The sequence below is a fragment of the Crossiella sp. S99.2 genome, from assembly GCF_023094165.1.
Lineage (GTDB): Bacteria > Actinomycetota > Actinomycetes > Mycobacteriales > Pseudonocardiaceae > Crossiella.
Genome location: NZ_JALMDK010000018.1, coordinates 130,261 through 142,184, shown reverse-complemented (window position 1 = coordinate 142,184; position 11,924 = coordinate 130,261). Strand labels below are relative to the sequence as shown.

The 11,924-nt window shown below is 71.3% G+C and carries 8 protein-coding genes and 1 riboswitch; of the genes, 3 read left to right on the top strand and 5 right to left on the bottom strand.

What is annotated here, in order from left to right; all coding sequences use genetic code 11:
* Positions 1 to 40: 40 nt before the first annotated feature.
* The 3 genes from MZC64_RS42640 to MZC64_RS42630 are packed head-to-tail and all read right to left on the bottom strand — an operon-like array spanning position 41 to position 3,946.
* The gene (locus MZC64_RS42640; protein ID WP_247765187.1) at positions 41 to 1,708 is read right to left on the bottom strand and encodes a serine/threonine-protein kinase; all 1,668 of its coding nucleotides are present in this window, start codon (positions 1,706 to 1,708) and stop codon (positions 41 to 43) included.
* A gap of 49 nt (positions 1,709 to 1,757) precedes the next feature.
* Positions 1,758 to 2,504: an SDR family oxidoreductase gene (locus MZC64_RS42635; protein ID WP_247765186.1), complete on the bottom strand. Its 747-nt coding sequence runs from the start codon at positions 2,502 to 2,504 to the stop codon at positions 1,758 to 1,760.
* 20 nt (positions 2,505 to 2,524) lie between these two features.
* The gene (locus MZC64_RS42630; protein WP_247765185.1) at positions 2,525 to 3,946 is read right to left on the bottom strand and encodes a short-chain fatty acyl-CoA regulator family protein; all 1,422 of its coding nucleotides are present in this window, start codon (positions 3,944 to 3,946) and stop codon (positions 2,525 to 2,527) included.
* 145 nt (positions 3,947 to 4,091) lie between these two features.
* Here MZC64_RS42630 and aceA point away from each other — a divergent pair, with 145 nt between their 5' ends.
* Positions 4,092 to 5,360, top strand: coding sequence for an isocitrate lyase (gene aceA / locus MZC64_RS42625; protein WP_247765184.1), 1,269 nt, complete (start codon positions 4,092 to 4,094; stop codon positions 5,358 to 5,360).
* A 31-nt stretch (positions 5,361 to 5,391) separates the two neighbouring features.
* Complete coding sequence (gene aceB, locus MZC64_RS42620) at positions 5,392 to 6,975, top strand: malate synthase A (RefSeq protein WP_247765183.1); 1,584 nt, start codon at positions 5,392 to 5,394, stop codon at positions 6,973 to 6,975.
* Between the two features lie 168 nt (positions 6,976 to 7,143).
* Here the strand turns inward: aceB and metE are convergent, their stop codons facing one another.
* Both metE and cobF read right to left on the bottom strand, forming a co-directional pair.
* A complete protein-coding gene (gene metE / locus MZC64_RS42615; protein WP_247765182.1) occupies positions 7,144 to 9,378 on the bottom strand; it encodes a 5-methyltetrahydropteroyltriglutamate--homocysteine S-methyltransferase in 2,235 nt (744 codons plus the stop codon).
* Between the two features lie 118 nt (positions 9,379 to 9,496).
* Positions 9,497 to 9,704, bottom strand: a riboswitch (cobalamin riboswitch).
* 39 nt (positions 9,705 to 9,743) lie between these two features.
* Complete coding sequence (cobF, locus tag MZC64_RS42610) at positions 9,744 to 10,538, bottom strand: precorrin-6A synthase (deacetylating) (protein WP_247765181.1); 795 nt, start codon at positions 10,536 to 10,538, stop codon at positions 9,744 to 9,746.
* Between the two features lie 115 nt (positions 10,539 to 10,653).
* On the opposite strand from cobF, the gene MZC64_RS42605 reads away from it, so the two are divergent.
* Entirely contained in the window at positions 10,654 to 11,901 is a 1,248-nt protein-coding gene (locus tag MZC64_RS42605) for a sulfite oxidase (protein ID WP_247765180.1), read from the top strand.
* The last annotated feature ends 23 nt before the right edge of the window (positions 11,902 to 11,924 follow it).

The window sequence follows — 11,924 nt, the reverse complement described above, 5'->3', positions numbered from 1 at the left end:
AGTGGCTGGGGTCACCGCACTGCCGGTCCGGCAGCTCGGGTCAGCGCAGGCTTTCCGCGATCGTGGTGGCCAGCGCGGTCACCGCGGCGCAGCGCTGGGCCGAGGGCTGGGCACTGCGCCAGAGGATCTCGATCCGCTCGATCGGGTCGCGCCGGACAGTGATCGAGGCCAGGCACTTGTTGTCCCCGGCCCCTTCCGGCAGCAGCACCACCTCGTGACCGGCGATCGTGCGCACCTGGCCGTCCTCGGGCGGGTCGGTGCGGTAGAAGTTGACCTGCACCGCCGGGTCGTCGCCGGGCGCCTTCCAGAAGCAGCTCCAGCCGCCAAGGCCGGGTTCGCGGGTGATCTGGCTGGTGCCGAACGGACCGGTGAGCTTCTCGGCCGGCAGCAGGTCGCAGGCGGTGCGCGCGGCCAGGGATCCGGGCCGCGTGACGCGGCGGGGGAGCGGACCGCGGTGGTAGGCGGCGAGCACACCCGGCACCAGGGCCTCGGCCATCCGGCACAGCTCCGGCGGGGGCTTGTTCTGCCAGGCGGAGATCACCACCCGGTACCCGCCCGGCAGGTACACGATCCGCCGGCACTGATCGCCGTTGGGCTCCTCGCGCACCGGCACCGGTTCGGTGGCGACCGGCACGGGTGGCCGCGGCACCTCGAAGGAGTCGACGTCCGGACCGGTTTCCAGCCGGACGTACAGATCCACCTCCAGGTTCGCGCGCAGCATGGTGTGCAGCAGGCAGGCGTTGAACGGCCCGCGCTCGGCCGCGAACCTGGTCGCGCCGAACTGGTCCAGCTCGCGGGGATCCACCAGCCCGCAGGCTTCGACGGTGCGCGGGTCGCCGACGAAGGCCGCGTTCAAGGCCGGCAGGGTGGCACCCGCGGCCGCGGTGGTGGTCTGCTGCGGCACGGCGCCCCAGTCCGGCACCAGTGCGATGGCCGCCGCGGTGACCGCCACCAGGCCGACGCTGACCGTGACCAGGAGTTTCCGGCGGCGGGGCAGGTCAGCGGCGGCCTTGCGGAACAGCTCCCTGGCCCGCGCGGCGGAGGGGCGGAGCTGCGGATCCGGGTTGGTCAACTCGGCCAGCACCTTGGTCAGCGCGCGGCCCGGCCCGGTCGCGGGCAGCCCCTCGACCGCGGCGGACAGGGTCGCGCCCAGCGCGTACAGGTCGATCGCGGGCGTGGCGAACCCACCGGCGAGCACTTCCGGGGCCAGGAACCCGTCCGTGCCAGCCACCTGGGCGCTGCCGGTGCGGGTCACCTGGGACCAGCTCGCGATGCCCAGATCGGTCAGCTTGGCCACGCCCTCGGCGGTGACCAGCACGTTCGCCGGGGTGATGTCCCGGTGCACCATGTTCCGCTCGTGCATGGCCACCAGCGCGTCCGCGATCTGCCCGCCGATCCTGGCCGCCAAGCGCGCGGACACCGGACCGTCCGCGTGCAGGATCTCGGCCAGGCTGCGGGAGGGCAGGTACTCCAGCACCAGCCAGCGCTGGCCGTCCTGCTCGGCCACATCGTGCACGGCGATCACATTCGGATGCTGAAGCCCGGCCCCGATCCGGGCCTCCCGGCGCAACTGCTCGCTCTCGCCGACCTTGAGCGCCACCTCCCGGCGCAACTCCAGGTCAGTCGCCTGCCAGACGACTCCCATGCCACCCGCGCCGATGACGCGCTCCAGCCGATACCTGTTCGCGATCACCATGCCGGGTTGCATGCGGGGATCCTAGGCTGCCTGGCAGCGCTTGTGGCCGGAATCCAGCGGGTCAGGGGCGGAGGTGGGAGGCGCCGTTGAGGTCGATGACGGTGCCGGAGGTCCAGGCCGATGCCGGGTCGGCCAGGTGGAGGACGGTGTGGGCGACTTCCTCGGGGGTGCCGACCCGGCCGAAAGGGCTTTCCTGGCGGAGGGCTTCGCCGGTGGCGGCGGCGAGTTTGGCTTGCTGGCGTTCGGTGGCGATGAAGCCGGGGGCCACTGAGGTCACCGCGATGTGGTGTGGGGCCAGGGCGATGGCCAGGGACTGGCCCAGGGCGTGCAGGGCGGCTTTGGTGGCGGCGTAGGCGGGGTGGGTGGGTTCGCCGCGGTAGGCGCCGCGGGAGCCGATGTTGACGATGCTGCCGGGGGCGCCGCGGTCGATGAGGTGGCGGGCCACCGCCCAGGTGACGTTGGCGGCGCCGAGCAGGTTGACCTGGACCATGTGCTGCCAGGTGGCGACCCAGTCTTCGTACCCGACTTCGGCTGGGGCGTGGCGATTCTCGGCGGTGGGGGCCACGCCGGCGTTGTTGACCAGGACGTCCACCCGGCCCAGCGCCGCGATCGCGTCGGCGGCGATCCGGGCCGCCGCAGCGGGATCGGCCAGGTCGCCGGTGACCAGGGCGTGGCCGGTGCCGGGCAGGGCGGCCAGGGTGGCTTCGGCCTCCTCGTGGACCCGGGTGCTGTGCACGGCCACCCGCTCGCCCGCGCGGGCGAAGGCCAGTGCGACCGCGCGGCCGATGCCCCGGGACGCCCCCGTCACCAGCACACCTCGTGGCTCAGTCACCGCGATCCCTCCCGGAACGGTTGCAGTGGATACGGCACGAACGTGCTCCGATTCTCGTCCACCCGCAACGGTTTGCCGATCGGCGGGGACGAGCGTTGCGGGCACAGCGGCCGGTCGCAGGTCTGGCAGCCGGGGCCGATCGGGGTGGCCGCGGCCGCGTCGTCCAGGTCGGTGCCCGCCGAGTACACCAGACGCCCCGCGTGCCGGATCTCGCAGCCCAGGCCGACCGCGAAGGACTTGCCGGGACTGGCATAACCGCCGCGGCTGCGGGACACCGTGCGCGCCACCCAGAAGTAGCGCTGGCCATCCGGCATCGCGGCCACCTGGGTGATCACCCGGCCCGGCGCGGAGAACGCGCTGTAGACACTCCACAGTGGACACGTGCCGCCTGCCCTGGAGAAGTGGAAACCGGTGGCGGACTGGCGTTTGGACACGTTGCCTGCCCGGTCCACCCGCACGAAGGAGAACGGCACCCCGCGCGCGCCGGGCCGTTGCAGGGTGGTCAGCCGGTGGCAGATGGTCTCGAAGCCCATGGCGAAGTGGTCGGCCAGCAGTTCGATGTCGTAGCGCAGCCGCTCCGCGGTCTGATGGAAGGCGCGGTAGGGCATGACCAGCGCGGCCGCGGCGTAGCGGGCCAGCCCGACCCGGATCAGCGAGCGGACCGGGCCTTCCGGCTCGGCGCTGTCCCGGACAATGGCATCGAGGGCGTCGCCGAATTCCAGTAACGCGATTTGGGTGGCCATCCGGAAAGCCTGCTGACCCGGTCGCATGTTCAGCGAAAGACTCAGTGTCCGGGTGGCCGGATCAAAGTGGTGCAATTCACCAGCCGAACCCTTATGAGCTACATCACCCACCATGGTGCGCACGTGCACACCGTGCTTGTCGGCCAGTCTGGCGGTCAGCGCGGCCCGCACCTCGCCGGGCCGGATGCCGATCACCCCGGCCACCTGCTCGGCCGCGTCGTCCAGGTCAGGGAAGTGGTTGGCGTAGGTGTAGAAGAAGTCGCGGACCCGCTCGTGCGCGCCGATCACCGACTCGACCGCGCGGTCTCCGGCGAGCAGGCCGAGCTGCTCGTCGAGGTGCTGGTTGCGCCGGTGCAACGCGATCACCGCCTTGGCCAGTTCAGGCCGGGTGGTGGCGAGTTCCCGCAGGTCATCGGCTGAAACGTCGGTCGAGGAGAGGGCCTCGCGCAGTTCGGCGAACAGCCGGGCGGAGTCCTGGGCGGCGAAGAAGGAGGCGTCCACACCGAAGGTCTCGGTGATCTTGAGCAGCACCGGCACGGTCAGTGGCCGGGAGTCGTGCTCGATCTGGTTGAGGTAACTCGGCGAGATGCCCAGCGAGCGGGCCAGGTCGACCTGGTTCAGCCCGCGCTCCTCGCGGAGCCTGCGCACCCTGCCGCCGACGAAGGTCTTGGCCATCCCGCACCTCCAGTGATGACCACCCTAGGGCATTGTGGCTAATTCTCGAATTCGCAAGATTCGCAAAATCGCCGTTGAAGATTTTCAGAAATTGGCAGGTTGCGGGTCTCGACCGGTGCGGTGAATTCCTGCCAATGTCCTGACCATGTTGAGCGCGAAGCAGATTGCGGAGAACTGGGCCACCGACCCCCGCTGGGCCGGTATCGAGCGCACGCACACCGCCGAGGACGTGGTCCGGCTGCGCGGCAGCGTGGTCGAGGAGCACACCCTGGCCCGGCTGGGCGCGCAGCGGCTGTGGGAGCTGCTGCACACCGAGGACTACATCAACTCCCTGGGCGCGCTGACCGGCAACCAGGCGGTGCAGCAGGTCCGGGCCGGGCTCAAGGCCATCTACCTCTCCGGCTGGCAGGTCGCCGCGGATGCCAACCTGTCCGGCCAGACCTACCCGGACCAGAGCCTGTACCCGGCCAACTCGGTGCCGCAGGTGGTGCGCCGGATCAACAACGCGCTGCTGCGCGCCGACCAGATCAGCCACGCCGAGAACGAGCCGGGCGCACCGCACTGGCTGGCCCCGATCGTGGCCGACGCCGAGGCCGGTTTCGGCGGCCCGCTCAACGCCTTCGAGCTGATGAAGGGCATGATCGCGGCCGGCGCGGCCGGTGTGCACTGGGAGGACCAGCTCGCCTCGGAGAAGAAGTGCGGCCACCTCGGTGGCAAGGTGCTCATCCCCACCGGCCAGCACGTGCGCACGCTGACCTCCGCCCGGCTGGCCGCCGACATCGCGGACGTGCCCACGCTGGTGATCGCCCGCACCGACGCCGAGGCCGCCACCCTGATCACCAGTGACGTGGACGAGCGGGACCAGCCCTATGTCACCGGCGAGCGCACCGCGGAGGGCTTTTACCGGGTGCGCAACGGGATCGAGCCCTGCATCGCCCGCGGTCTGGCTTACGCCCCGCACGCCGACCTGCTGTGGATGGAGACCGGCACTCCGGACCTGGAGGTGGCCCGCCGCTTCGCCGAGGCGATCAAGTCGCAGTACCCGGACCAGCTGCTGGCCTACAACTGCTCGCCCTCCTTCAACTGGCGGCGGCACCTGGACGACGCCACCATCGCGAAGTTCCAGCGCGAACTCGGCCACATGGGCTTCAAGTTCCAGTTCATCACCCTGGCCGGTTTCCACGCGCTCAACCACTCCATGTTCGACCTGGCCAAGGGATACGCGGCCACCGGCATGACCGCCTACGTGGAGTTGCAGGAGCGCGAGTTCGCCGCCGAGGCCGAGGGCTACACCGCGACCAAGCACCAGCGCGAGGTCGGCACCGGCTACTTCGACCTGGTCAGCACCGCGATCAACCCGGCAGCCTCGACCACCGCGCTGGCCGAGTCCACCGAAGCCGCCCAGTTCGCCTGAGTCCCGTCCCAGCGACCGCAGAGGAGGCATCGTGCCCAGCAGAGTCCAGCTCACCGGCCCGCGCGGCGAGCGGTTCGAGGAGGTCCTGACCCCGGAGGCGATCGAGTTCGTGGTGCGGCTGGACGACCGGTTCGCCGGCCGCCGCGCCGAACTGCTCGCCGCGCGGCGGGAACGGCGGGAGTTCTTCGCCGAGGGCGGGCTGCCCGACTTCCTGCCGGAGACCCGCGCCATCCGCGAGGACCCGACCTGGCGGGTGGCACCGCCCGCGCCGGGACTGCGCGACCGCCGGGTGGAGATCACCGGGCCGCCGGAGCGGAAGATGGCGATCAACGCGCTCAACTCCGGCGCGAAGGTGTGGATGGCCGATTTCGAGGACGCCACCGCGCCCACCTGGTCCAATATCGTGACCGGGCAGCTGAACCTGATCGACGCGATCGAGCGGCGGATCGACTTCACCGCCGAGGGCGGCAAGCACTACGCGCTGGCCGAAGAGGTGGCCACCATTGTGGTGCGGCCGCGTGGCTGGCACCTGGTGGACAAGCACGTGGTGGTGGAGGGCAGGCCGATCTCGGCCAGCCTGCTCGACTTCGGCCTCTACCTCTTCCACTGCGGCCAGCGGCAGATCGAGCGCGGGCACGGCCCGTACTTCTACCTGCCCAAGCTGGAGAGCCACCTCGAAGCCCGGCTGTGGAACGACGTTTTCCTTTACGCCCAAAGGGAACTCGGCATCCCGGCCGGCACCATCCGGGCCACCGTGCTGATCGAGACCAGCACCGCGGCCTTCGAGATGGCGGAGATCCTCTACGAGCTGCGCGAGCACAGCGCCGGGCTCAACGCGGGCCGCTGGGACTACATCTTCAGCGTCATCAAGAACTTCGGCCACCGCCCGGAGTTCGTGCTGCCCGACCGCGGCCAGGTGACCATGACGGTGCCGTTCATGCGCGCCTACACTGAACTGCTGGTGCGCACCTGCCACGAACGCGGCGCGCACGCCATCGGCGGCATGGCCGCGTTCATCCCCAGCCGGGACGCCGAATCCAACACCATGGTGCTGGAGAAGGTGCGCGAGGACAAGGAACGTGAAGCGGGGGACGGCTTCGACGGCTCCTGGGTGGCCCACCCCGGCCTGGTCCCGGTGTGCGCGAAGGCGTTCGACCAGCCCGACCAGCTGGACCGGCAGCGCCTGGACGTCACGGTCACCGCGACCGAGTTGCTGGCCGTGGACCACACCCCGGGCCGGGTCACCGAGGCCGGGCTGCGCGGCAACATCTCCGTTGCGGCGCAGTACTTCCAGGCCTGGCTGGACGGGACAGGGGCGGCCTCGATCGGGGGCCTGATGGAGGACGCGGCCACCGCCGAGATCGCGCGCTGCCAGGTGTGGCAGTGGCTGTACCACATCACCCCGCTGGCCGAGGGCGGCATGGTCAGCGAGGAACTGGTGCAGGCCATGCTGGACAAGGAATTGCTGGAGATCCGGCCGGAACGCCGGGACGCGGTGCGCGCGCTGTTCACCGCGAACGCGCTGGCCGAGTGGCCACCGTCCTTCTTCACCACCACGGCCTACGCCGCGCACCTCGCCGTGCGCGATGCCGCGGTGCAGCCCCCACCCGTCTAGCCCCACCGCACCAGCGTGTTGGCCGTTGTTGTACCCAGTCTTGGCCGAACTGGTACGCCTGTCGGCCAACGCACCGTCCACAACGGCCAATACACCGTACGACAACGGCCAACACGGCGGCGGGTGGTGCGCGGGATGTCTCCCCCGCGCACCACCCGCTTTTCCTTGTCAGGCCAGGGTTTCGCGGACCTTGCGGGCCGCGGTGACCAGGTGCCGCAGGGCGGGCTCGACCTCGGCGTAACCGCGGGTCTTCAGCCCGCAGTCCGGGTTGATCCACAGCCGCTTGGGCGGCACCGCGGCGGCCGCGGCCGCGACCAGGTCGGTGACCTCGTCCTGGCCGGGCACCCGCGGGGAGTGAATGTCGTAGACACCCGGACCGACGCCGCGGCTGAAACCGGTGGCGCGCAGGTCTTCCAGCACCTCCATCTTGGACCGGGCGGCCTCGATGGTGGTCACGTCCGCGCCGAGACCGTCGATGGCGTCGATGACCTCGCTGAACTCCGAGTAGCACAGGTGGGTGTGGATCTGGGTGCCCACCGCGGCCCCGGCGACGGCGAGCTGGAAGGAGCCCACCGACCACTCCAGGTACTCCGGCTGGTCGGCCGCGTGCAGCGGCAGCAGCTCGCGCAGCGCGGGCTCGTCGACCTGGATGATCCGGATGCCGGCGGCCTCCAGGTCGGCGATCTCCTCCCGCAGCGCCAGCGCCACCTGGTCGGCGGTCCGGCCCAGCGGCTGGTCGTCGCGGACGAAGGACCAGGCCAGGATGGTCACCGGGCCGGTCAGCATGCCCTTGACCGGCTTACCAGTCAGCGACTGCGCGTAGGTGGCCCAGTCCACGGTGATCGGCTTCGGCCGGGTGACGTCGCCGTGGATGATCGGCGGCCGCACGCAGCGCGAGCCGTAGGACTGCACCCAGCCGAGTTCGGTGGTGGCGAAGCCGTCCAGGTGCTCGGCGAAGTACTGCACCATGTCGTTGCGCTCGGGCTCACCGTGCACCAGCACGTCCAGGCCGATGTCCTCCTGGAGCTTGATCACCCGGGCGATCTCGGCGCGCATCCGCTCGTCGTACTGCGCCTGGGTGAGGTCCCCGGTGCGCAGCCCGGCCCGCGCGGTGCGGATCTCGCCGGTCTGCGGGAAGGAACCGATGGTGGTGGTGGCCAGCGGCGGCAGGCCCAGCAACGCGTCCTGGGCGGCCGCGCGCTCGGCGTAGGGCGCGCGCAGGCGGTCCGCGGGCTGCAGGGCCGCCACCTTGGCCCGCACCGCGTCATCGCGCCGCGGCTCGGCGGTGGCCTGCACGGCCTGCTCGGCCCACTCGCCGGTGGCGCCCTCACGCAGCGCCCGGCCCAGCAGCACGACCTCGCGCACCTTCTGCCGGGCGAAGGCCAGCCGCGAGCGGACCGCCGGCTCCAGACCGGTCTCGGCGTCCAGGTCATAGGGCACGTGCAGCAGCGTGGACGAGGTGCCGACCACGACCTCCTTGGCCGCGCCCGCCAGCGAGACCGCCTTGGCCAGCGCCTGACGCAGGTCCGCCCGCCACACGTTGCGGCCGTCGATCACCCCGGCGACCAGGGTCTTGCCCTGCAACGCCGGCACGCTGGCGATGCCCTCGGTGCTCCCGGCCACCAGGTCGACCGCGATGGCCTCCACCGCGGTCCCGGCCAGCACCGGCAGCGCCGGGCCCAGTGACCCGTAGAAGCCGGTGACCAGCAGCTTCGGCCGGTTCGGCACCGCGGCGAGGCGGTCGTAGGCGCGGCCGAGCGCGGCCAGCTCCTCCTCGGTGCGGTCCGCGGCGAAGGCGGGCTCGTCGAACTGCACCCAGGCCACGCCCTCGGCGGCCAGCGCGCCGAGCAGCTCGACGTAGACGGCAAGGAGGTCGTCCAGCCGGGCCAGCGGGTCAGCGCCCTTGGCCAGCAACAGGAAGGTGACCGGGCCGAGCAGCACCGGGCGGGTGTCCACCCCCAGCGCCTTGGCCTCCCGGTACTCCTCGATCGGCTTGCCGCCGGCCAGGAAGAACACGGTGTCCTGGTCGATCTCGGGCACCAGGTAGTGGTAGTTGGTGTCGAACCACTTCGTCATCTCCAGCGGCGGCACCTCGTCGGTGCCCCGCGCGGCGGCGAAGTAGGTGTCCAGGTCGTGGTCCTGGCGGAAGCGTGCCGGGACCGCGCCGACCAGGGCGGCGGTGTCGAGCACCTGGTCGTAGAAGGAGAACGTGTTGGAGGGGACCGAATCCAGTCCCGCGTCATGCAGTTCCAGCCAGGTGGAAGTGCGCAACTCCTTGGCGGTGGCGAGCAGGGCGTCGCGGCCGATGCGGCCCGCCCAGTACTGCTCCACCGCGCGCTTGAGTTCCCGGCGCGGACCGATCCGCGGATAGCCCAGGACGGTGGCGCCGATACCGCTGGTCACAAGCTCTCTCCTCGCGAGCGTGCAGGAGTCCGGATTGATCCCAGGGCACGCCGGCGGGCGGCACGAAGCCGCGTCCGCACAAGCCCACCCGAGAGGCTTCCGGACCACCGCGAACCCGGCGGGCTCACGGACCAGTGGCAGGTCTTCGGACTCACGGGCGCCGTGCTCGCTCCTACCGGCCGTCGCTTCCCACGCTCGCGCGCAGTGCTTGATGACGGCTTTCGTTCCCGTTCACCGCTGCGGGGCAGTCCCGGATTCGCACCGGGTTCCCTCTTGCCTCGCCAAGCCGTTCCACGGCCGGGCGAACCACCAGCCCCGCGAGCGTAGCGCACCGCGGGAGCAACGCTCAGGATCTGGGATTTTCCTTAGGACCCACCGGCAGAACGGCGCAGCAGATAGCTGTCCATGATCCAACCCTTGGCGTCGCGGGCGCGTTGCCTGCTGGCCACGATCTGTTCAGCGACCTCGGCCAGCGGACCGGCGATCAGGATCTCGTCCGCGGTGCCCACGTAGGCGCCCCAGTGGATGGTCGCGCCCGGTTCGTCCAGGTGTTTCAGGAAGGTGTTGTGCGCGTCCAGCATCACCAGCACGTCGTCGACGCCCTCGGGCCAGCCGTCGGCCAGTCGACGTCCGGTGGTGATCTGCACCGCACCGGCGATCTGGTTGAAGGTGATCCGGTGCCGGGCGGCCAGCGCGGACAGGCTGCTGATGCCGGGCCGCACCCGCACTTCGAAGTCCGCGCCGTGGGCCAGCACCCCCTCGACCACCGCGATAATGCTGTCGTAGAGCGCGGGATCGCCCCAGACCAGGAACGCCCCGGTCTGCTCCGGACCCAGGTGCTCGGCGATCATCCGGGCGCACAGCTCGATCCGCCGGGCCCGCCAGTCCGCCACCGCTTCGACGTAGCCGTCCTCGTCGCGCCGCCGTTGCGGATCGTCCACCCGCGCCACCCGGTACCCGCCGCCGGGCACGTGCGTGTCCAGGATGACCTGGCGCAGGTCCGAGAGTTCGCGCGCCTGCCCGGCCTTGTCCAGGAAGAACACCACATCGGCGCGCCGCAGCGCGTCCACCGCCTCCACCGTGATCTGCCCGGGATCGCCCGCCCCGATGCCGACCACCTCGACCACCCGCCGCACCCGCACCCCGTTCCTCGCCGTCACAGTGCACCGATTGTGCGCCACGACGGATCTCGCACTTCTCCCCGGAGTCGGCTCGATCGGGTAGCCCTGGAGGCAACTACCCTTTTCAGGCCCCGGACCAGCCAATACTGGGCCAATGTCCTATCGCGACCTGACGGACGAGACGGCCTACGACCGGCAGCGGCTGGCGGGTCTGTCCCGCCGCGGACTGCTCCGGCTGACCGCCGGCCTGGGTGCCGCCGCGGCGTTGTCCGCGCCCGCCGGCCCCCTGGCCGCCGCGGCCGAGCGCCGGGTCACCATCGTCAAGCCGTTGCCGCCCGAGCTGTTCATCCCGCACGGCACCAATGCCGAGATGCGCTGGGAGGCCATGAGGGGTCAGGGCCACCTGGTGCCCACCGACCGGTTCTTCGTGCGCAACCACACCAGCACCCCGCTGATCGACGCGCGCAGCTGGCGGCTCCGGCTGTTCGGCACCGGCCTGCACGGCGCGCCGGGCCGGGACCGGCCGGTCGAGTTCAGCTACGAGGACCTGCTCGGGATGCCCGCCGAGTCGAGCACCGCCTTCGTCGAGTGCGCGGGCAACGGCCGTAGCTTCTACGGCTCCCAGCAGGGCACCCCCGCCCCCGGCACCCCGTGGACGCTGGGCGGTGTCGGCGTGGCCCGCTGGCGCGGCGTGCGGCTGGCCACGGTGCTGGAACGGGCCGGACTGACCGGGGCCGCGGTGGACGTGCTGCCCAGCGGCCTGGACCCGGAGTTCGTGGAAGGGCCAGTCAACCTGGGCCGGGTGCGCCGACCGCTGCCGGTGGCCAAGGCGTTGCAGGACACCCTGCTCGCGTATGAGATGAACGGCGAACCGCTGCCGCCCGACCACGGATTCCCGGTGCGGCTGATCGTGCCGAACTGGACCGGGATCTCCAGCATCAAGTGGGTGGGCGAGATCGAGGTGGCGGACCGGCCGCTGTTCTCGCCGTGGAACACCCAGTTCTACCGCCTGTTCGGCCCGAGCTACCCGGAGGAGGGCAGCGCGCCGCTGACCAACCAGGTCACCAAGAGCGCCTTCGAGCTGCCGCGCGAGGCCCGGCTGGCCGTGGGGCGGACGCACCTGCTGACCGGGCGTTCCTGGTCGGGCGCCGGGCGGGTGCGCGGGGTCCGGATCAGCACCGACGGCGGCGCGAGCTGGCGACCCGCGCATCCCCGTCGACTGAGCCGGGACCAGGCGTGGCTGCCGTGGACCTTCGCCTGGCGGCCGGAGCGGCCGGGCCCGTACACACTGCTGGCCGAGGCCACCGACAGCACCGGCGCGACCCAGCCCCGGGAGGTGCCGTTCAACCGGTTCGGCTACCTGTTCGGCGCGGTGGTGCGGCACCCCGTGACGGTCGGCTGAAACCCGCTCGTGGATCCCGGATT